The organism is Thalassovita sp. (assembly GCF_965218685.1).
Taxonomy (GTDB): domain Bacteria; phylum Pseudomonadota; class Alphaproteobacteria; order Rhodobacterales; family Rhodobacteraceae; genus Thalassobius.
In genome coordinates, this window is record NZ_OZ244657.1 from 1,073,777 (window position 1) to 1,095,395 (window position 21,619).

Annotated in this window: 17 protein-coding genes and 1 riboswitch; of the genes, 8 read left to right on the forward strand and 9 right to left on the reverse strand. The window is 61.7% G+C overall.

Annotated elements, in window-relative coordinates:
* The first annotated feature begins 77 nt into the window (after positions 1-77).
* From rnr to ACOQOQ_RS05525, 3 genes are all read left to right on the forward strand, one after another.
* The gene (gene rnr / locus ACOQOQ_RS05515) at positions 78-2,342 is read left to right on the forward strand and encodes a ribonuclease R (RefSeq protein ID WP_420569134.1); all 2,265 of its coding nucleotides are present in this window, start codon (positions 78-80) and stop codon (positions 2,340-2,342) included.
* A 131-nt stretch (positions 2,343-2,473) separates the two neighbouring features.
* On the forward strand, positions 2,474-3,808 hold the full coding sequence (locus tag ACOQOQ_RS05520) for a lytic murein transglycosylase (protein WP_420569135.1): 1,335 nt from the start codon (positions 2,474-2,476) through the stop codon (positions 3,806-3,808).
* Positions 3,809-3,843: 35 nt separating this feature from the next.
* Positions 3,844-3,989: riboswitch (FMN riboswitch) on the forward strand.
* 78 nt (positions 3,990-4,067) lie between these two features.
* Positions 4,068-4,502, forward strand: a complete 435-nt coding sequence (locus ACOQOQ_RS05525) for a 6,7-dimethyl-8-ribityllumazine synthase (RefSeq protein WP_420569136.1) — start codon at positions 4,068-4,070, stop codon at positions 4,500-4,502.
* Positions 4,503-4,546: 44 nt separating this feature from the next.
* Here ACOQOQ_RS05525 and ACOQOQ_RS05530 read toward each other — a convergent pair whose 3' ends face one another.
* Genes ACOQOQ_RS05530 through serB form a run of 5 tightly spaced genes read right to left on the reverse strand, consistent with a single transcriptional unit; the run spans position 4,547 to position 7,104 of the window.
* Positions 4,547-4,861 carry a YciI family protein gene (locus ACOQOQ_RS05530; RefSeq protein ID WP_420569137.1) on the reverse strand — a complete coding sequence of 105 codons (315 nt, stop codon included), beginning with the start codon at positions 4,859-4,861 and terminating at the stop codon, positions 4,547-4,549.
* A gap of 22 nt (positions 4,862-4,883) precedes the next feature.
* Complete coding sequence (locus ACOQOQ_RS05535; RefSeq protein ID WP_420569138.1) at positions 4,884-5,312, reverse strand: SRPBCC family protein; 429 nt, start codon at positions 5,310-5,312, stop codon at positions 4,884-4,886.
* The gene (locus ACOQOQ_RS05540; protein WP_420569139.1) at positions 5,305-5,637 is read right to left on the reverse strand and encodes an ArsR/SmtB family transcription factor; all 333 of its coding nucleotides are present in this window, start codon (positions 5,635-5,637) and stop codon (positions 5,305-5,307) included. Before ACOQOQ_RS05540 ends, ACOQOQ_RS05535 begins: the two co-directional genes overlap by 8 nt.
* A gap of 42 nt (positions 5,638-5,679) precedes the next feature.
* Entirely contained in the window at positions 5,680-6,174 is a 495-nt protein-coding gene (locus ACOQOQ_RS05545) for a RidA family protein (RefSeq protein ID WP_420569140.1), read from the reverse strand.
* Positions 6,175-6,228: 54 nt separating this feature from the next.
* The gene (serB, locus tag ACOQOQ_RS05550; protein ID WP_420569141.1) at positions 6,229-7,104 is read right to left on the reverse strand and encodes a phosphoserine phosphatase SerB; all 876 of its coding nucleotides are present in this window, start codon (positions 7,102-7,104) and stop codon (positions 6,229-6,231) included.
* A gap of 158 nt (positions 7,105-7,262) precedes the next feature.
* Between serB and ACOQOQ_RS05555 the strand changes: the two genes are divergently transcribed.
* Together ACOQOQ_RS05555 and serA are read left to right on the forward strand one after the other, a co-directional pair.
* Positions 7,263-8,405 (forward strand): phosphoserine transaminase, encoded by a 1,143-nt coding sequence (locus ACOQOQ_RS05555; RefSeq protein ID WP_420569142.1) that lies wholly within the window; start codon positions 7,263-7,265, stop codon positions 8,403-8,405.
* Between the two features lie 64 nt (positions 8,406-8,469).
* Positions 8,470-10,062: a phosphoglycerate dehydrogenase gene (gene serA / locus ACOQOQ_RS05560; protein WP_420569143.1), complete on the forward strand. Its 1,593-nt coding sequence runs from the start codon at positions 8,470-8,472 to the stop codon at positions 10,060-10,062.
* A 66-nt stretch (positions 10,063-10,128) separates the two neighbouring features.
* Here serA and ACOQOQ_RS05565 read toward each other — a convergent pair whose 3' ends face one another.
* Together ACOQOQ_RS05565 and ACOQOQ_RS05570 are read right to left on the reverse strand one after the other, a co-directional pair.
* Positions 10,129-10,500, reverse strand: coding sequence for a hypothetical protein (locus tag ACOQOQ_RS05565; protein ID WP_420569144.1), 372 nt, complete (start codon positions 10,498-10,500; stop codon positions 10,129-10,131).
* 19 nt (positions 10,501-10,519) lie between these two features.
* Entirely contained in the window at positions 10,520-10,975 is a 456-nt protein-coding gene (locus ACOQOQ_RS05570; protein WP_420569145.1) for a cupin domain-containing protein, read from the reverse strand.
* Positions 10,976-11,064: 89 nt separating this feature from the next.
* Here ACOQOQ_RS05570 and ACOQOQ_RS05575 point away from each other — a divergent pair, with 89 nt between their 5' ends.
* From ACOQOQ_RS05575 to ACOQOQ_RS05585, 3 genes are all read left to right on the forward strand, one after another.
* Positions 11,065-12,015: a LysR family transcriptional regulator gene (locus ACOQOQ_RS05575; protein ID WP_420569146.1), complete on the forward strand. Its 951-nt coding sequence runs from the start codon at positions 11,065-11,067 to the stop codon at positions 12,013-12,015.
* 28 nt (positions 12,016-12,043) lie between these two features.
* Positions 12,044-12,772 (forward strand): metallophosphoesterase family protein, encoded by a 729-nt coding sequence (locus ACOQOQ_RS05580; protein ID WP_420569147.1) that lies wholly within the window; start codon positions 12,044-12,046, stop codon positions 12,770-12,772.
* Positions 12,773-12,883: 111 nt separating this feature from the next.
* Positions 12,884-14,059 (forward strand): acetyl-CoA C-acyltransferase family protein, encoded by a 1,176-nt coding sequence (locus ACOQOQ_RS05585; protein ID WP_420569148.1) that lies wholly within the window; start codon positions 12,884-12,886, stop codon positions 14,057-14,059.
* A gap of 51 nt (positions 14,060-14,110) precedes the next feature.
* Here the strand turns inward: ACOQOQ_RS05585 and pbpC are convergent, their stop codons facing one another.
* Positions 14,111-16,144 carry a penicillin-binding protein 1C gene (pbpC, locus tag ACOQOQ_RS05590; protein ID WP_420569149.1) on the reverse strand — a complete coding sequence of 678 codons (2,034 nt, stop codon included), beginning with the start codon at positions 16,142-16,144 and terminating at the stop codon, positions 14,111-14,113.
* Positions 16,141-21,567, reverse strand: coding sequence for an alpha-2-macroglobulin family protein (locus ACOQOQ_RS05595; RefSeq protein WP_420569150.1), 5,427 nt, complete (start codon positions 21,565-21,567; stop codon positions 16,141-16,143). Before ACOQOQ_RS05595 ends, pbpC begins: the two co-directional genes overlap by 4 nt.
* Between the last annotated feature and the right edge of the window lie 52 nt (positions 21,568-21,619).

Genomic DNA, 21,619 nt, shown 5'->3' on the forward strand with positions numbered 1-21,619 from the left:
TTTGGGGAACAAGCGAAAAGCAGCGACCCGGGCGATTTCGTCATGACGCCGTTTTGCGGCTGTGATAGGCCGGAGTTATGAGCCACTTGCCCTCGAAATCCGAGATCCTGGATTGGATCGCGGAGAACCCGACCCTCACCTCGAAACGTGACATCGCCAAGGCCTTTGGCATCAAGGGCGCTGCGCGGATCGATCTGAAACGGATCCTGAAAGAGCTGGAGGCCGAGGGCCATCTGGAGAAGCGCAAGAAAACCTATCGCGACCCGGACCGCTTGCCGCCCGTCAGCGTGCTGAAAATCCAAGAGATCAGCCCCGATGGCGATCTGTTTGCCAAACCGATGGAATGGCAGGGCGAAGGGGTAGAGCCGCTGGTGCTGGTCGTCCCGCGTGCCAGCGATCCGGCGCTTGGCGAAGGGGATCGGCTGTTGGCGCGGGTGCAGGAAGTGCGGGGTGAAGAGTATCACTATACCGCGCGTCTGATCCGCCGGATTGGCCATAACCCGCGCAAGGTGCTGGGTGTGTTCCGCAAGGGCTCGGAAGGTGGGCGGATTTTGCCCATCGACAAAGGCGACGGCAAGGAATGGCTGGTCCCCGAAGGCGCAGCAGGCGGCGCCAAGGATGGCGAGCTGGTCGAGGCTGAACAAAGCGGCCCCAAGGGCCGGATGGGCCTGCCACGTGCCCGGATCGTGAACCGTTTGGGCGATCCAACGGCCCCCAAAGCCGTGTCCCTGATCGCCATTCATCAGCATGGCATCCCCGATGATTTCCCTGACGCTGTCATTGCTGAGGCGGATGCTCAGAAACCCGCCGTTCTGTCCGGGCGCGAGGATATGCGCGACATGCCCCTGGTCACCATCGACCCGGCCGATGCACGCGATCATGACGATGCCTGCTGGGCGCACGCGGATGACGATCCCAAGAACGAGGGCGGCTATGTCATCTGGGTGGCCATTGCGGATGTAGCGCATTACGTGACACCCGGCAGTGCGCTGGACCGCGAGGCGAAGAAACGCGGCAACTCCAGCTATTTTCCCGACCGGGTGGTGCCAATGTTGCCGGACCGACTGTCGGGCGATCTGTGCTCGTTGCACGAGGGCGTGCCGCGCGCCTGCGTGGCCGTCCGAATGCAGATCAACGCGATGGGCGAAAAGATCGGGCACCGGTTTGTGCGCGGGCTGATGCGCTCGGTCGCGTCGCTGAATTACCAAGAGGTCCAAGAGGCGCGCGACGGCACCCCGAATGACAAGTGCGGGCCCTTGATGGAGGATGTGATTGATCCCCTCTACGAGGCTTATGACTTGTTGGCGCGGGCACGCAAAAATCGCCAGCCGCTGGATTTGGACCTGCCGGAACGCAAGGTGATCTTGTCGGATGAAGGCAAGGTTCTGTCGGTCAATTTCCGCGACCGTCTGGACGCGCATAAACTGATCGAAGAGTTCATGATCTTGGCCAACGTGGCCGCTGCTGAAACTCTGATCGCCAAGAAATCGCCGCTGCTGTTCCGCGTCCACGAAGAACCCTCCCCCGAAAAGCTGGAGGCGCTGCGCGAGACGGCGCAATCGGCGGGGTTGCCGCTGGCCAAGGGGCAGGTCTTGCAAACCCGCCATCTGAATGCGCTGCTGAATGCCGCAGAAGGCACGGACCATGACGAGCTGATCAATATCTCTACACTGCGGGCGATGACGCAGGCTTATTACAGCCCGGTGAATTTCGGCCATTTTGGTCTGGCGCTGCGGAACTATGCGCATTTCACGTCGCCGATCCGTCGCTATTCGGACCTTATCGTGCACCGGGGGCTGATCTCCTCGCACGGGTGGGGCAAAGACGGGCTGACACCCGAGGATATCGAGCGGCTGGAAAACACCGCGACCCATATCAGCGACACCGAGCGCCGGTCCATGATGGCGGAACGCGACACGACTGATCGCTATCTGGCGGCCTTCCTGTCCGAGCGTGTCGGCAATGAATTCACCGGCCGGATCAGCGGCGTGGCCAAGTTCGGCGTCTTTGTACGGATGGATGACACAGGGGCGGATGGCCTGATCCCGGTTCGATCACTGGGGCGCGAATATTTCCACTATGACCGCGAAAGCAACACGCTGATGGGCTCGGATACCGGGCTGACCATCGGCATCGGCCAGCGCGTCACGGTGAAACTGCTTGAGGCGCTGCCCGTCACCGGCGGCATTTCACTGGAGCTGATCAGCCTGGACGGCAAAGACATGCCACGCGGGCCCACGGGGTTCCGCGGTAAGGGCAAACCGGGGCGGCGCAAATTGGTGAAGGCCAAGCGCAAATCGGCCAAGGTCAAACGTAAGGTCGAGCGTAAACGGCGCGGCTGAATCTCGCCGACTTTTTTCGGCCCTTCGGCAAACTGGTGCGCTGTGATGGCGCGCTGCACTTGCGAGCTTTCCCGACGTGCAGATTCGCGCTAGGCTTTGGTCAAAGGTCATAAAAACAAAGAGGCCGGGCAATGAAAATCAAAGCGATTCTGGCAAGTGCGCTGCTGTCACTGGGGGCTCAGGCCGCCCATGCGAGTCCCGTCAGCGAATCCCTGCGGCCGGTGATGCGGCCTTTCGCGTCAGCGGGGTCGATCGTCGTGGCAGATGCAGATGTGCAGACAAGTTCGCTCAGGCCGCAGACGCGTCCCGCCAGCGTGGGGCAGGAGCCCCGGATTTCGACGGCGAACCTGGGTTTTCAGCGCTGGATCAAGGGGTTTCGCAGCCGCGCCAACCGGGCCGGGATCACGGATCGGACGCTGAACCGCGCGTTCGAGGGCGTGCGCTATAACACCGACGTAATTCAGCGCGACCGAAACCAGTCCGAATTCACCAAAACCCTGTGGGAATATCTGGACAGCGCGGCCTCGGATACGCGGGTGTCGAACGGCAAGAAAGCGCTAAGAGAACACGGCCGCGTGCTGCGCCAGATCGAAGCTAAATATGGCGTCGACAAAGAGGTCGTGGCCGCCGTCTGGGGGCTGGAAAGCGCCTACGGAACCTATCGCGGCAAAACCGACATTATCGAGGCGCTGGCCACGCTGGCCTATGATGGCCGCCGCGGCAAATTTTTCGAGGCGCAGCTGATCGCCGCCCTGAAAATCCTGCAATCGGGCGACGTGGCCCCACGGAACATGACCGGTTCCTGGGCCGGTGCGATGGGCCATACCCAGTTCATTCCCACGTCTTACCTGTCCTTTGCGGTGGATTTCACCGGCGACGGCAAACGGGACATCTGGTCAGATAACCCGGCGGATGCGCTGGCCTCGACCGCGGCTTATCTGAAACGGCATGGCTGGGTGAACGGCCAGCCCTGGGGGGTCGAGGTTAAGCTGCCCAGCCGCTTCAACTATGCCCTGGCTAATCGCAAGATCAAGAAGCTGCCCAGCGAATGGGCCCGTCTGGGTGTGACCGACATGAAAGGCCGCGCCGTACCCAATCATGGTCAGGCTTCGCTGTTGTTGCCTGCTGGCTCGCAAGGGGCGGCGTTCCTGATCTTCAAGAACTTCTCGGTGATCGAGCGCTATAACACCGCCGATGCCTATGTGATCGGGGTGGGGCATCTGTCGGATCGCCTGAAGGGTGGGCCGAAGATTCAGGCCAAATGGCCGCGCGGAGACCGCGCTCTGACCTTCCGCGAGCGTAAAGAATTGCAGCAACGTCTGACCCGTGCGGGTTTCTCGACCCAAGGCGTGGACGGGAAAATCGGGCCGCTGACGATTGAGGCCGTGCGCGGTTTCCAGCGCGCGCAGGGGATGACCCCCGATGGCTATCCGTCGTTGCATCTGTTGCAAAAATTGCGCCGTTAAACGCTTGCCAACGGGGCAGGGCAGCCCTAATTTTCCCGTGTTCTCAGGGCGGGGCGGAATTCCCCACCGGCGGTAAGGGGCACGCGCCCCAAGCCCGCGAGCGCCCCGGTCCTGCCGGGGGTCAGCAGATCTGGTGCAACTCCAGAGCCGACGGTCACAGTCCGGATGGAAGAGAACGACGGGAAGGAGCGGTCAGCCGCGCCTTTTCTTGTCGTTTTGACGCTCTGGGTGACGTGTCGGACAAGGAAAGGAGACCCAGATGACACACACCCGCTATGCCTTTATCAAGGCGAATTGGCATTCAGATATTGTGGATAAGGCGCTCGAGGGATTCTGCGAAGTGATCCCCGCTGAACAGGTGGACGTTTACGACGTGCCCGGTGCGTTCGAGATGCCCCTGCTGGCGCGCGATCTGGCGGCCTCAGGCCGGTACGGGGCCGTCGCGGCCGCTGCGCTGGTCGTGGATGGCGGCATCTATCGGCATGATTTCGTGGCCCAAGCCGTGGTGGACGGGCTGATGCGCGCCGGGCTGGATACGGGCGTGCCGGTGCTGTCGGTCAGCCTGACCCCGCACCAGTTTCAGGACACGCCGCACCACACTGCGATCTACCGAGACCATTTCGTGGAAAAGGGCCGCGAGGCCGCGCAGGCCGCGCTGACCATCGGGCGGACCCGGGCAGCCTTGGCTGCCTGAGTCCATGAAGAATGCCCCCGGCCAGATGGGCGGGGGCAGATTGCTTACATCTCCATCGCTTCGGCGACTTCGACGGTGCCGCCGCCGCCTTCTAGGATCGGGCAGCTTTGGGCGATCTTCACCGCCGCGTCCATGTCCGCCGCATTCACCAGAGTGTATCCGGACACGGGGTTTGCGCCGCCGTTGTCTTCAACACCCGAAGCGGTCACGGTTTTGGACATCCCAGCCGGGTTGCCGCCATCGACAAGATCGTCACCGATCCCGTCCATCCAAGCCTGCCAGGCGGCCATGACCTTCTTGCCTTCTTCTGGGGTTTCGGGGCGGCCGCCACCATGGAAAATAAACATGAATTTGGGCATTCCCTTACTCCTTCGCTAAATTTCAGCCAAGCAGGGCATCCAGCTTGCGCAAGCTGCTGCTCCACCCTTCGTTATGGTTTGCGGCGATCTCGTCGTCGCCCAGTTCGCGGTGATCCAGCACCAGTCTGGATCCCGACTCGGTGCCGGTCACGGTAAAGGTCACGTGGCTTTCGGCGCCGCGATTATCCTCGGGGTCGTGCCAGGCCCAAGTGAACCCGACCGAGCGTGGCGGGTCATAGCTGGTCACCTGACCGGACACTTTGAAGCGCTCACCGTCGGCGTTCACCATGACCGAGTGCCAGGGCCCCAGTTGCGACAGGTCCAGCGCGTGTTCGGGGCAGTGCATCCCCTCGGGCCCCCACCACTGCAGCAGATCGGCCTGCTGGGTCACAGCGGCAAATAAACGGTCCGGGGAGACCGGGAAATCTCGGGTTAATTGCAGGTCAGCCATCTTTGGTCTTGTCCTCATGGGATAGAAAATCGTGCAGGCGATCCAGGCTGGTTTCCCAGAATTTCTGGTGCTGGATCGTCCAATCTGAAATCGCGCGCAGGGCTTCGGGGCGAACGGAATAAAGCCGCCGCGTGCCATCGACGCGTTGCCTGATAAGACCGGCCTCGCGCAGCACTTTCAGGTGCCGTGACATGGCCGGGCCGGATATATCGGCGATGCCCCCTAGCGCCCCGGCGGGTTGTTCGCCGTTGCGCATAAGCTGTTCCACTACGGCCAGCCGGGTGTCATCGGACAATGCGGAAAAGGTTTGAGTCAGTGTGTTCATGACTCAATAATTAACCGATTCGATAATTAACGCAATTGTTAATTAAGATGAGCGCGAGTCGATCAACACTTCTCCTTCGATCTCCATGGCGAATCCCAGAGGCAGGCCTGACACCCCGATGGCCGAGCGTGCATGCCGACCCACTTCGAGGCCGAATACCTCGACAATCAAGTCACTAAACCCATTGAGAACAAGGTGCTGCTCGGAATATCCGGGAGCCGAGGTCACCATGCCAAACACCCGAACCCAGCCGGTAATCCGGGACAGCTCTCCGATTTCGGCCTTGATATTGGCCAGCACTGACAGTGCCACATCGCGCGCGGCCTCATACCCCTGATTGGTCGTCAAATCACTGCCGACGACACCGTAGGGCCCTGCGATACTGCCGTCCGGCGCGCTTTTAGGATGGCCCGAGAACACCGCCCTGTCCCCGCGAACATTCACGAAAGCAAAGGGCAGTTGCAGCGTCGGCGGCAGTTGCGATGGCGCGGGCAAGGACAGCCCCAGCGCGGCGATTTTTTCCTCGGGTGTAGGCATTCGATCCCCCCAGTGACCTGTGTCATTGGGACTATCCTACACCAAAAGCGGTACTCAGGCGGCGAATTCGTCCTTGGCATAGCCCTGAACGTACAGCAAAGCCGTCAGATCACCGTGGTTGATCCGCACGTCACACTCGGCCGCGACCGAGGGCTTGGCATGCAGGGCAACGCCTGTGCCCGCGCGGCCCAGCATGCCCAGATCATTGGCCCCATCGCCCACGGCGATCACGTCGGCCTCGGCAATGCCCAGCTTGGCGGTGATTTTTTCCAACTGATCGACCTTAGCTTGACGGCCCAGAATTGGGCGCTGAACGTCGCCGGACAATTGACCATCAGCGATCAGCAGCGTGTTGGCGTGGTTTTCATCAAACCCCAGCTCGCGCGCCACCTTGGCAGTGAACGCCGTGAACCCGCCTGACACAAGCGCCGCATAGCCCCCATTCGCGCGCATCGTGGCGACCAGAGCCTTGCCGCCGGGCATAAAAGTGATCCGCTCGGCCAGAACCTTGTCGATGATCGCCTCGGGCAGACCCTTCAGCAGGCCAACACGTTCGGTTAGCGCGCCTTCGAAGTCCAGTTCGCCGTTCATCGCGCGGGCGGTGATGTCTTTGACGCGTTCGCCCACGCCGGCCTCGTCGGCCAGCTCGTCGATGCATTCTTGCTGAATCATGGTGCTGTCCATGTCGGCCAGCAGCATTTTCTTTTTCCGGCCTTCAGCGGGTTGGATCACCAAATCCACGCCCATCCCCTGCAGATCGGCCCAGACATCCCATTGATTGTCGGGCAACGCGGGCAGCGAAAACTCGGCAGCCTCGTTTGCGGCCAGCCATTGTACATCGCCACCACCCCACGCGTTGCGCAGCGAATCAAGCAATGCCGCATCCAGATTACGGGCTGACGGAGCAGTCAAAAGAGTGGCAACATACATGGGGAAGTTTCCGATCGTAGTTGTTCAGGGTCGCTAAATTCGATTCAAGCGGCGCTATAGCGGCATTTTTACCGTTGTGAAAGCTCTCGTCCGCCCTTATGTCCGTCCGTGGGACACCTCTCCCCAACGAGAGGCGCTTATCTGGAAGGGTAGCATTCATGGCTATTGAACAACCGGCAACGCGGCCGGCAAACCCGCGTTTCTCCTCTGGCCCCTGCGCCAAAATCCCCACATTCTCGCTGGAGCTGCTGTCGGACGCCGCTTTGGGCCGTTCGCACCGTGCAGCTGTTGGCAAGGCCAAGCTGAAGGATGCCATCGAAGGCACCCGCGAAGTTCTGGGCATCCCGGCTGATTACAAGATCGGCATCGTGCCCGCATCTGACACCGGCGCCGTGGAAATGGCCCTGTGGTCGCTGCTGGGCGCACGTAAGGCGGAAATGGTCGCCTGGGAATCCTTTGGCTCGGGCTGGGTCACCGATGTTGTGAAACAGCTGAAGATCGACGCCGAGGTCAAAACCGCCGAGTACGGCCAGATCGTTGACCTGAGCACCATCGACTTCAACAACGATGTCGTGTTCACCTGGAACGGCACCACCTCGGGCGTGCGCGTCCCCAATGGCGATTTCATCCCCGCCGACCGCGAAGGTCTGACCATCTGCGACGCTACCTCGGCTGCATTCGCGATGGATCTGCCCTGGGACAAGCTGGATGTGACCACCTTCTCTTGGCAAAAAGTGCTGGGCGGCGAAGCGGCCCACGGCATCCTGATCCTCAGCCCCCGCGCGGTCGAGCGTCTGGAAAGCTACACCCCCGCATGGCCGCTGCCGAAAATCTTCCGCCTGACCAAAGGCGGCAAGCTGATCGAGGGCATCTTTACCGGCGCCACCATCAACACCCCGTCGATGCTGGCGGTCGAGGATTACCTGGTCGCGCTGGACTGGGCCCGTTCGGTCGGTGGTCTGCAGGGTCTGATGGGCCGTGCCAACGCCAACGCGCAGGTGGTCTGGGATTTCTGCGACGCCAAGCCGTGGATCGCCAACCTGGCCGAAGATGACGCAACGCGTTCCAACACCTCGGTCTGTCTGAAGTTCACGGATGACCGCATTCAGGACGGCGCCGCCTTTGCCAAGGCCGTTGCCAAGCGTCTGGAAGCGGAAAACATCGCGCTGGACATCGGCGCCTATCGCGACGCCCCGGCGGGCCTGCGCATCTGGTGCGGCGGGACGGTTGAAACCTCGGATATCGAGGCGATGCTGCCCTGGCTGGAATGGGCCTTCGAGGCCGAAATCGCAGCCCAATAAGTGACGGCGGCGGGCCCCATGCCCGCCCCTTTCCCTGACATTTCATCTTTGAAGGAGAGCCCCAATGGCCCCCAAAGTTCTCGTATCCGACAAACTGTCCGAAACCGCCGTTCAGATCTTCCGTGATCGCGGCATCGACGTTGATTTCCTGCCCGACGTTGGCAAGGACAAGGAAAAACTGGCCGAAATCATCGGTCAGTATGACGGCCTGGCGATCCGCTCGGCCACCAAAGTGACCCCCTCGCTGCTGGAGCACGCCACCAACCTGAAAGTCGTTGGTCGCGCAGGCATCGGCACCGACAACGTCGACAAAGAAGCGTCGTCGAAAAAGGGTGTGATCGTCATGAACACCCCCTTTGGCAACATGATCACCACCGCCGAGCACGCCATCGCCATGATGTTCGCCGTGGCCCGTCAGATCCCCGAAGCGTCGGCCTCGACCCACGCCGGCAAATGGGAAAAGTCCAAGTTCATGGGCGTTGAGCTGACCAACAAAACCCTGGGCGTGATTGGCGCCGGCAACATCGGTGGCATCGTCTGCGACCGTGCCAAGGGCCTGAAAATGAAGGTCATCGCGTTCGACCCCTTCCTGAGCGAAGAAAAGGCCGACAAGATGGGCGTCGAAAAGGTCGAGCTGGACGACCTGCTGGCCCGCGCCGACTTCATCACCCTGCACGTGCCGCTGACCGATGGCACCCGCAACATCCTGTCCGCTGAAAATCTGGCCAAAACCAAAAAAGGCGTGCGCATCATCAACTGTGCCCGTGGTGGTCTGGTTGACGAAAACGCCCTGGCCGAGCTGCTGAAATCCGGCCACGTTGCCGGCGCTGCCTTTGACGTGTTCGCCGAAGAGCCCGCCAAAGAAAACGTCCTGTTCGGCCTGCCGAACGTCGTCTGCACCCCGCACCTGGGCGCCTCGACCACCGAAGCGCAGGAAAACGTGGCGCTGCAAGTGGCCGAGCAGATGTCGAACTACCTGCTGGACGGCGCCGTTGAAAACGCGCTGAACCTGCCCTCGATGACGGCCGAAGAAGCCAAGGTCATGGGCCCCTGGGTCGACCTGTCCGGCCATCTGGGCAGCTTCATCGGTCAGCTGACCGACGAGCCGATCAAGGCGATCAACATCCTGTACGACGGTGTCGTTTCCGAAATGAACCTGCCCGCGCTGAACTGCTCGGTCGTGGCTGGCATCATGAAGAAATCGAACCCAGACGTGAACATGGTGTCGGCCCCCGTCGTCGCCAAAGAGCGCGGCATCCAGATCAGCACCACCAACCAGGACAAGTCGGGCGCCTTCGAAGGATACGTCAAAGTGACCGTCGTCACCGACAAGCGCGAGCGTTCGATCGCTGGCACCGTGTTCTCGGATGGCAAACCGCGCTTCATCCAGATCAAGGGCATCAACATCGACGCCGAGGTCGGTGAGCACATGCTGTACACCACCAACGAAGATGTCCCCGGTATCATCGGCACCCTGGGTAGCGTTCTGGGCGAAAATGGCGTGAACATCGCCAACTTCACCCTGGGTCGCGCCGCCGCTGGTGGCGAGGCGATTGCCCTGCTGTACGTAGACGAATCGCTGTCGCAGGCGGCTCTGGACGCGCTGACCGCGACTGGCCTGTTCAAGCAGATTAAACCGCTGGAATTCAACGCCTAAGCGTTCTTCAATCGGAAAGCATTTGCCCCCGCCCGGTTCGTCCGGACGGGGGCTTTTCTTTGGGTGTCAGCCCCGTCCGCGGCTGGTCACGACGACGGCTAGGAACATTACCATCGACAGAAGCGTCAACATCGATCCGATCTTGGCCAGAGCCTCGCCCTGCTGGGTCAGGGCCATAACGATTCCCGGAACGATGATGATCAGACCCGCGGCCGCGACTGCCAGATGCAGCTTGGCCAGAAGTCCCTGCGCTGCGGCTGGCACAAGATGATAATAGACCGCAAAAATCGCCATCGTGACCCACCCGATCAGGTTCAAATGCGCATGGGCGGGCGATAAGTCATGGTTCTGCGAGGCAGACATCTGGATGCCCCACGCCATACCCAACACGACCGAGATCACGGCCAATATCATGAAATAAAACGCAATACCTTTCATTTTCCCTCTCCTTCTCCTGTTAGTTGTTCACCGCAATAGGGGGTCCGGTGAACGTCAGTTGATAGCGTTCCGCAATTTTCGTTATGTTTTGCATGTCCTGCGGGATGCGGAACTGTCCCGAGGCCATTTCCTGATAGAACCCTTCGCAGCCGCCGGGGCTGAGTACAGCCAGCATCCGCGCGGGAAGAGTGCCGATCACCTGAAAGGTGTGTTCGGCACCGCGCGGTACAAAGACGGCCTCGCCCGGACCTTTGGCGATCTCGGTTCCGTTTACCCAAAAGACCACATCGCCGGACAAAATGACAAATGTTTCGTCAGCATCACTATGGATGTGGATCGGCGGACCACCCCCCGGCAGGGTGACGCTTTCGATTACAGACTGACGGCCGGTCGTGGCCTCTTGGGACAAAAGCAAGCGGTACTTGGTCTTTTCCCAGCTAAAGATTTGCAGAGGCTGAGGCGGAGTCGCGGGCATGGGATACTCGAGTTCATTAGGATGTTGCCCCAACCATTAAGTAAGAGTTTGCATACAAAAAGCTAATAGATGATATACAACATATTAACATGGTGAATTTCAAAACCTTCGACCTGAACCTTCTGCGCGTGTTGAACGCCTTGCTGGAAACCGGCAGCACCGTTCGCGCGGCGCAACGATTAAACATGTCTCAGCCAGCGGTATCCGCTGCGTTAGGGCGTTTGCGCCATGCCTTGGATGATCCGTTGTTCGTCCGGCAGGGTCGCCAATTGACGCCAACGCTGTTCGCCCTGTCGCTGCATCACCCTCTGTCCGAGATCCTGATCCGTACCGAGTCTCTTCTGAACGGCCCCGAAGGGTTTGATCCAGCAACTGCTGACATGTCCTTCAAAATTTCAGGTTCGGATTTCTTTGCCGAGTTTTTGATGCCGCCTCTGGCCGATCACCTGTCGCGTGTTGCGCCCAATATCCGGGTGCAGTTGTTAAACCTGATGCCCAACAGCTATGCCGAATCCCTGAACAGCCTGGATGTCGACGTTGCGCTGATACCGGAGACTGAAGTGCCGAACTGGGCGCAGCAAGAGGTGCTGTTTACCTCGCAATTTTGCGTCGTTGCCCGCAAGGGGCACGCCCGTTTGCAACACGCCAACTTGTCGCCCGGGGATATAGTACCTTTGGATCTGTTTTGTGATCTTGGCCATGTGTTGTTCTCGCCCGATGGAAACCTGCGGGCGATGGTGGATCAAGAGCTGGACAAGGCTGGTCGTACTCGGCGCGTGGTCATGAGCCTGCCAGTTTTTTCCGGTGTCTATAACGCGGTGGCGGCCAGTGATCTGGTGGCGGTGATCCCGCAGTCCCTGCCGCACCGGATGGCGCCTCGTATCGGATTGGATATTTACCTGTCACCGATACCATTGCCCATGGCTAGGCTGTCTATGATTTGGCACCAGCGCCGCTCGCATTCGGCGGCGCATTGCTGGATTCTGGACCAATTGCGAAGCATTCTGCGACCGCTGGACGATAGCGACGAACCGGCCTAGGTTGCGGCAAACCACGCAGGAGCGAGCAATGCACGCAGACCCTATTTACGCGGTCGGGGACATCCATGGCCAGTACGAGATGCTGGAAACCGCCTTGTCCGCGATTGAGGCTGACGGCGGGCCCGATGCCCGGATCGTTTTCCTGGGTGACCTGGTGGATCGTGGTTCAGGCAGCCGTCAGGTGATCGAGCGTTTGATGCAGGGGCAGGCCGATGGACGCAACTGGACTGTCCTGTGTGGCAATCATGACGATCTGTTCGCGGGTTTTTTGCGAACGGGCGCGGTGACGGACGATCTGATTAAGTCCGGCGTGCCTTGGACAGGGCCGCGTCTGGGGGGGCAGGCGACGCTGGAATCTTACGGGATGCAGGATCTGGATCGGCCACCTCTGGCCCTTTGGGAGGAAGCCAAAAACGCGGTTCCTGCCGCGCATCTGGATTATCTTGAGGCCCTGCCTGATTACCTTGAACATGACGGTTTACTGTTCGTGCACGCGGGTATCCGTCCGGGTGTCGCATTGGCGGATCAAAGCCCAGATGACCTTAAATGGATACGTGCCGAATTCCTCGAGGATCCGCGACCCCATCCCTGGCTGGTGGTGCATGGGCACTCGGCGGTCGAGGTGGCCGAGCATCGCGGGAACCGGGTTAATTTGGACAGTGGCGCGGGGTATGGCCGCCCAATCACCGCGGCGGTTTTCCACCAAGGTCGGGTTTGGACGCTGGATGCCATGGGCCGCGTGCCGCTAGAGCCCTAAGCTTGTGCCCTGAGCGCAAATGACGTTCGGACCGAACCGCTGGAAACCTCTTTCGTTGCAGCGCAGCATCCAGTAGGCTCATCGCGATTTCCAGCACGAAAGGGAGAACCCATGACGGATATCGTGATTTTGGATGGCGTACGGACCGCGATTGGCACTTTCGGCGGCTCGCTGGCCGGTGTCGCCCCGACGCAACTTGGCGCAATCGTCACCAAAGAGGCCCTGGCGCGTGCCGGTGTCGAAGGCGGGCAGATCGGTCATGTTGTCTTTGGCCACGTGATCAACACCGAGCCGCGTGACATGTACCTGTCGCGAGTCGCCGCGATCGAGGCTGGCATTCCCGACACCGCCCCCGCGATGAATGTGAACCGTCTGTGCGGGTCCGGCGCTCAGGCCATCGTTTCGGCCACCCAATCGCTGATGCTGGGTGATGCAGATTTCGCCGTCGCCGGCGGTGCCGAAAACATGAGCCGTTCGCCCTATATCATTCAAGACCAGCGCTGGGGTCAGAAGATGGGTGATATCCGCACCGTCGACATGATGCTGGGCGCACTGAACTGTCCGTTCGGCACCGGCCATATGGGTGTGACCGCGGAAAATGTCGCCTCGGAAAACGATGTGACCCGCGAGCAGATGGATGCCTTTGCGCTGGAAAGCCAGAACCGTGCCGCCGCCGCGATCGAGGCCGGTCATTTCACCAGCCAGATCGTTCCGGTCGAGGTCAAGGTCAAGCGCCAGATGGTCGAGTTCACCACTGACGAGCACCCCAAGGGCACCACGCCCGAAGGTCTGGCCAAACTGCGCCCTGCCTTCAAGAAAGACGGCACTGTGACCGCCGGGAATGCCTCGGGGCTGAACGATGGTGCTGCTGCGCTGGTGCTTGCCCGTGCCGACGCTGCCGAAAAGGCCGGATTGAAACCCAAGGCGCGCATTCTGGGCTACGCACATGCCGGTGTCCGCCCCGAGGTCATGGGCATCGGCCCGATCCCCGCGGTGGAAAACCTGCTGACCAAAACGGGCCTGTCCATCAGCGATTTCGATGTGATCGAATCCAACGAGGCCTTCGCCGCCCAAGCCATTGCCGTTAACAACGGCCTGGGTCTGGACACCGCGAAGGTGAACCCCAACGGCGGCGCCATCGCACTGGGTCATCCCATCGGTGCCACTGGCGCGCTGATCACCGTCAAAGCTCTGTATGAGCTGGAGCGGATCGGCGGTTCCAAAGCGCTGATCACCATGTGCATCGGTGGCGGTCAGGGCATCGCCATCGCGATCGAGCGCCTGTAAGGCCAGCGGTCAGAATTGCGAAAGGGGCGAGGGAAATCTTGCCCCTTTTTTCTAGTCTACACGGATATTTACCCGGTCCGAACGGCCCTTGGCGTCGATCACCGACAGGGTCACAAAGCCCTTGCCAACGCCGGGCAAAGCGACCTCGCGGGCGCGGTTTCCGGTCAAAACGGGTGCGCCATTGGCCAGCACCGTAAAGGGCGGCGCCCCGTCCCGCAGTTTCACCACCACGCCAGTGTCGGTCAGCGTCAGGCGCGCGCCATTGGGCGGAAAGGCCAGCTTGGGCGCGTCGCTGTCCGGCTGAAACACCGCGTTACGCCCGCTGAACCGCTTTAACGGTTGCGGCAGCAAGGCTGCGTTAACCAACAAGGTCTCGGGGGGTGGGGGCGGCAGAATCTCAAGCTCGGGCTTTAGGCGCTGAAAGGCGTCGAACAGCACGGGGGCGGCCGTGTCACCTCCGAAAGCGCCGGGGACGGGGGTGCCATCGGGCCGACCGATCCACACGCCGATCACATGCGCCCCGTCAAACCCGATCGCCCAGGCATCGCGGTGCCCATACGAGGTGCCGGTTTTATAAGCCAACCGCCCCGACGGTGCACCCGGAGGTGGCGTCATTCCAGACAGGATATGCCCCACCTGCCATGCGGCGGCGCGGCTGACGATCTGAGGTCCGTGGGTGGGTTCGGCGCTGGAATGCAGAGCCACCGCCTGCCCCCCGTTGGCCAGCCCGGCATAGAGTTGCACCAGGTCACGCAGGGTAATGCCCACGCCACCCAGCGACACCGCCAGCCCCGGTTTGCCTCCGGGAATAACGGGTGTGGTGCCCGCGCGGCGCAAGGCTCCGACCAGACGCTGTGGGCCGATCTCGTCCGTCAGCAGCACCACGGGAATATTCAGTGACTGGCGCAGGGCGTCCGCGATCTTCAACTCACCCCGAAATCGGCCGTCGAAGTTTTGCGGGCTATAGCGGCCAAAGCTTACGGGGCGGTCGTCGATCAGTGTCTCGGGATGGGCCAGCCCCTGATCAAAGGCCATAGCATAAACCAGCGGTTTCAGTGTCGAGCCGGGCGAGCGCAGGGCGCGGGTCATGTCCACAAAGCCCTGACCGCGGCCAGGCGCATAGCCCTTGGATCCGACCGAGGCGATGATCCGCCCGGTTTTTACCTCAGCGGCCAGAATGGCAATGGACAGCTCGTCCTGCTGATGGCGCAAGGTATCGGTGGCCAGAGACTCAAGGCTGGCCTGGATCGTGGCATCCAGGGTCAGATGCAGGCGCTGGCTCTCGGGGGTTTCGCTGCGTTTAGCATCGGTAAGGTGAGGCGCCAGCGCGGGAAAGGGTCGGCGTGCGGAGGGCAGGGGGTCCGAAAGCGCCGCGGCCCAAGCCTCGTCCGAGATGACGCCAGCCTCAACCATACGGTTCAGTACGCGCTGCTGCGCCTGCACGGCCCGCGGGTGGTGGCGATCGGGCCGGCGGGCTTCGGGGGCTTGGGGCAGGGCAACCAAAAGACTGGCCTCGGCTGTGGTCAGACGCTTGGGTTCTTTGCCGAAATAAGTAAGCGAGGCAGCGCGAATACCCTCGATATTGCCACCATAGGGGGCCAGCGACAGATAGAGCGACAGGATTTCGGGTTTGGACAGGCGCCGCTCCAGCGCTAGGGCGACACGCACTTGGCGCAGCTTGCCCGCCCATCGGCCGGTGGTTCCGTCCTCGAGCAAGCGCGCGACCTGCATCGTCAGCGTGGATCCGCCCGAGATTACACGTCCATTGCCCAACGCTTGCAGCGCCGCGCGGGCAGCCGCCACGGGATCAACGCCCTTGTGACGGGCGAAACGGTGATCCTCATAGGCGATCAGCATATCGATGAACTTAGGGTCCACTTGATCCAGCGACACCGGCAGGCGCCACAAACCATCCGCAACCGTATAGACGCGCAAAAGGTCGCCATTGCGATCGCGGACCTCGGTTGAATGCTGCACGGCGGTGACAGGTAATTCGGTTCGCGCGACCCAGTCATCCACCGCATCGCGTGCCGCGGCCCCGCCCAGCAGGGCCGCGATCATCGCAAATGGCGCGAGTCGTTTCATTGCACGCTCACGCGGCCGGTGTCCGTGCGGGCATGGTATTGCGGGCGGTACATATCCTCGACTGTGGCTGCCGGGTGGTGGAAGACCCCGGGCGAGATCGCACGCACCACATAGGCCAGTCGGAACGGTTTGTCCGAGCGCCAGTCCACAGCCGCTAGGAAGCGGTCAGTGCGGAACTCGGTGTTCTCGGCCCAGACTGTTTCCAACCAGTCCATCTCGCGGATATCACCCGAGCGCAGCAAGCGCGGGTTGTCGATCTCGAACCCGGCGGGCAGGGGATCGTTCACCATCAGGCGCGCACCACCCTTTTCGAAGGGCGACACCGTCAGCACCACCACGACCCGCTGCCCGGTTTGCACCTGATCCAACGCCAGCGGCTGGCCTTCGGGGGTGTAGAAGCTGCGTTCGATACCATAGCCATACCCGCCCGCGGCTTCGGGCACCTCGGGAACGCCGGTCATGGTCAGGGTGATCTGCACCGGCTGGCCGCGCGTGTTGCGGATTTTGGCGGGCGTAGCCATTACCCGATCCTCAAGCATACGCACCAGCGGACCGGTCGCCGGGGCACCGTCAATTTCCAGCCCCGAAACGCCCGGATCGGTGACCATCGCATGGGCCGCCATCAGCGCCCAAACGCTTTCCTGCGTGGACAGGCTGCGTTGTACGCTGCCGATGCGCCCTGCAAGTGCGACGGCATCTACGGCATTGCTGCCTGATTCCACGGCCAGGGTCAGCACTGCTGCGGCATCCCGCAGGTTGGTGCCGTAGTCATCTCGCCAGACATTCGCGCCGCGTTCCTGCATCGGTTTGATCAGGCTGGCGGCGCGGTTGAACATGGTGTCTGCGCGGGTCTGATCCCCGTACGAGGCCAGCGCGGCACCCACCTGTGCCGCGGCCAGAGGGGTATCGAAACTGCCGCCTTTGACATCGGCATAATAGCGCAGATCGGACATCGAGGCCGCACCCTCGCGGGCCAGCACCATCAGCGCATAGGCAACATCGCGGCCTCCCATGTCAAAATCAGCGGCATAGTTCAGACGGTTTCGCAGGTTGTCCATTGCCAGACGGAAGGCCAGATCGGGAACCTCGTGCCCGGCCATGCGTGCACGGGAAAGGAAATCAGTGACATAGCTATCCAGCCAGAAATCCCCCGATTCCGCGCGCCACAGGCCGAAGGCTCCGTTGCTGGCCTGGCGGGTTAGGATACGCTCGATCGCCTGATCAATGCGCTTGTCCACGTCGTATTTGCCGCCCAGTCCCATCGCCTGAGCGACCGAGGACAGATACAGCAACGGCATGGCGCCACTGGTTACTTGCTCGGTGCAGCCATAGGGGTAGCGGTCCAGCGAGGCCAGCAGCGCGGGTGCGTTCAGTTGTGCCAGCGGGCCGGCGGTAAAAGTTGCCAGCCCAGTGCCCGGCAGCATCCCCGCGAACACGTTGTCATCCAGGGTAAAGGTCTGACCTGCGGCCAGCTGGAAGCGCTGAGTGCTCGACACGGCGGGATCGTTGCGGCGCACAGGGATGGTCAGCTCTTTCAGCAACTGGCGTCCGTCCGGCGTGGTCAACGCAATACGTATCGCATGATCCCCAACCTTGTCGGCGCGAATGGGCATGGTCAGTTCCGCCTTGCCCTTGTCGGCTAGTGTCACGCCCGACGGGCCTTGCGTCAGGGCGACACCGTCGGCGGTCACGTCCAGCCCCATTCGGCCTGCGGGGCCGGTGGCGTGGACGATCTCAAGCAGCAAGCGACTTTCGTCACCGGGCGCAAGGAAGCGCGGCAAGCTGGCGGTGACAACGACGGGATCTCGGACCAGTACATCGGCATCGGCCTGACCCACGGCGGTGTCCGACCAGGCGACGGCCATCAGGCGCACGGTGCCGTTGAAGGCGGGCATGTTGAACTCCAGTTCAGCGCGCCCATCGGGGCCGACCTGCACCGGACCACTGAAAAAGGCGACCAGCTCTTCTGTCGGGGGGGGCGATTGGAACCGTCCACCCGCGCCCGCGTCCCCGCCCGAGCGAACCTGTCCCATCGCGCCATTCATCCCGTTGATCAGGCGGCCATAGACATCACGGATTTCTACGCCCAATCGGCGTTGGCCGAAATAATGCGCAGACGGGTCGGGTGATTTGAAGCCTGTCAGGTTCAGGATCCCAAGGTCCACAGCCGCCACGGTGACATAGGCCGTGTCGCCTTGGCTGACGCCATCCACCTGAACAGCGGCACGCAAAGTGCCACGCGGGTCGGCCTCGGCCGGGGCATCAAAGCTGACCGACAGCTGTTTTTCCGCAGGATCGATCTTGGCATAGGACAGACCCATGGCGCGCGCGGGGTTCTGGCCGGCTGCCACGTCCATCGGCCGGATGACCGAGGCAGTGACATAAGCGCCAGCGCCCCATTCATCGGTGACCTCCAGCGGAATCGCGTTCTCGCCCTTGGAAACCGCGACCGTCTTCATCGCGATGACGCGGTTGGACATGACAGTGATCAAGGCGGTGCCCGCATAGCGTGGCACGATCTTCAGCGTGGCTGTGTCGCCCGACTTATAGTCCCGGCGGTCCAGCGACAGGGCCAGGGTGTCGGGGGTCGCGCTGACATCTGCAGGTGCGTACCAGCCTGCATAGAAACTTGTTGATGCAGAAACCGAGGGATCATCCAGGTTTTCCACTACCAATTCGTAGCGTCCCCAGTCGACCGGCGCCGATACTTGCGTTGGGCTCTCACTGAGCGTGACGTCCCCTGTGGCGACGCGCTTGCGGGTGGTGATCGGCTCCCAGTTCCATTCGCCGTATTGTTGGTACCACTGATAGCGACGTTCAACCCGGTTGATTGTCCAGCGGACGTTCATGCCAGTGGCAGCCAGGTTCTGGTCCAGCGCAAGGATATTCAGCGCGGCCTCAGTACCTTCGGGGACCACGTCATCGAACAGTGGCTTGATCCCGATCAGCGGTTTCATCGGGGTCAGTACGCGGGTCAGCTCGCGCTGAACCGGACGGCCCGAGCCTTCGTACATGCTCACGGTAATCCGCGCGGTCAGCGGGCCGTCGGCTTCTTCCAGACTGCCGACCTCGAATGGGATCGAGGCTTTGCCCGCGGCGTCCGTCTCGCCGCCGTCGACATAGTCGGTGCGCGGACTGAAACGAGTGTCATAGCGACCAAAGCGATAGCCGGGAAAACCCTCCAATGTGTCAGTGCCGGACAGTTTGATCAAAGCCTCGGTCCGCAGGCCTGCACCGGGGGCACCGAACAGGTACCGCGCGTTGATTAGCATGTCCGGGGCGGTAGCCAGCTTGATCGGGCCGTCGGGCAAATCGACGTCAAAGTCGATGCGTTCGGGCAAGAAATCTTCGACCAGGAACTTGGCGGTGGTCAGCGGCGCTGCGTCTACGTCGGCTTTGATGGCAAGGCGCCAGGTGCCACGCGGCACGGTGGGGCCCAGCGGCATCTGGAACACATGTCCCCCCGCTGCGTCCTGCACCGACAGGTGCCGGGCATACTCCACCCCGTCGGGGCGGGTCAGGATGGCGGTGACAGGCAAATCGTTTAGTGCCTTGGCAACGCCGTCACGGGTCAGCACGGTGGCAAAGACCGTTTCTCCGGCGCGGTAGGCGCCGCGGTCCGTGGTCAGGAAAACGTCAATCGGAGGGCTGGGCTCGCGGCCTTCGACGCCGCGGTCAGACAGATCAAAACCGGGCTCGCGCAGCGAAAGAAAGGCGATATCCTCGTCCCCCTTTTCGACCACCAGCAGGGCAGGCGAGGCACCACCGGTGCCGCGGGTCAGGCCAGAGGTGAAATGGGCATAGCCATTCGCATCCGTTTCAGCGGTGCCCAGCACCCTGTTGGCATTGGACAGAAGCGAGACGGTGACGCCCTGTTCGGCACTGGCCGAGCCAAGCGAGCGAACAAACACGTGCATCCCGTCCACGCCGGACAAGCTGCTGATGCCAAGATCGGACAGGACGAACCATTGCGTCGCGCCAGCGTTGTCATAGGGGTCCGCATTCGGTTGGTTGGCGGTCAGGGCATAGATACCGGCGGGCAGATCCGCGATGACTTCGCCCATCGGCAGGCGGGTGGTCATGTCGCGGTTCAGCTCCATCTGCACTTCGCCTTTGCCGGTCCAAATGTCTTCGGCAATTTCCGAGGAAAATTCCTGCTCTTCCCATGTTGACAGGGGGCGCCCGAAATAGCTGTCCTGAATGGCGCGCAAGAGGTTGCGGTCGCTGACACGGCGTAGGGTTAGGTCGACCTCGGTCAGGTTGACGGTTTCGATGGGCAGACCCGCGTCCGTGCTGCGCGGCAGAACATATCCACGCCCCGGAAAGCTGACACTGGGCGAACGATCGCGGACGTAGAAGTTCAACTCGACATCCTTGATCAGCGTCTCGCCGCTTTTGGCGGGCAGGCCTTTGCGGAACGAGATGCGATAGCGGTTGCCGTGATCCACGCCGGTCAGGCAGATCTGATTGCCGCTGGCCTCGACCGCCATATCGGTGGTGGGAAGACGCAGGTAGGTGGCGTAATCGATGCCCTTTGTGACCAGCGGCTCTGAGAATTCGGCGCAGACGCGCGGGTTGGCCAGGTCGCTTTCGACCGTATGTTCGGTGATACGAAAGCCGTACTTGCCGATCGCCTTTTCCAGCGCGTCGTCGATATCGGCACGGTTGGGCTGCAGATCTTGCGCCAGACGCAGGGCATGGATCATGTCACGGCCCCGGCGGCTGCGCTCCATCGCGTCGGCCATGACCTGCAGGGCGCTGACCTGTTGGGCGACGGTTTCGGCCCTCAGATAGGCATTGATCGAGGCATAGCGCGCCCGGTCAGCGTATTTGCGCTTGTCCGAGCTTTTGTTGGTGTCGATCAACAAGGCACTGCGCCCGTATTCAGCCCACAAATCGCTGCGATCCAGCTGTGTGATCGCGGCGCCCGTCCACAGCATGGCATTCAGCCAATCCTGGTCAGCACGACGCGCGCGTGCGGCGTCCAGCATGGCCTGAGGTTCGTAATCTCCCGAGGGGTGCATCCCCCCGATCCGCTGTGCCAAATCGGTCGCCTTGCTCATGTCCGAGGCCCCGACAAAACCAAGGTCCGGGGCCCGCTTTTGCCCCAGTGCGATGATCTTGGCGTCGTTCAGCACCACCTGCGCAGACCATGCGCCCTCGTATGGTTGGCGCTCGCTGATTTCGCTTTTGGCAAAGCAGGCGTTGGATTTTCCGTTAAAGGTGAACGCCTTGCAGTCGTCATTGGAAAGGCACAGGTTCACACAGGCCTTGTAAGTCGTATCGAACAGCTGCGCGACGTCAGCGCCATAGAAATCCATGTCTCGACTGACGATCAACCGCTTGTCTGGGATCACATCCGCAGCCAGACCAGAGGCCATGCTGAAAACGGCCGTCACAGCGGCGATCAGAAATTGGCGCATCAATACTCTCCTTAAACTATGAGCAGATCGTGGCATGGCTGTGCGCGCGAAA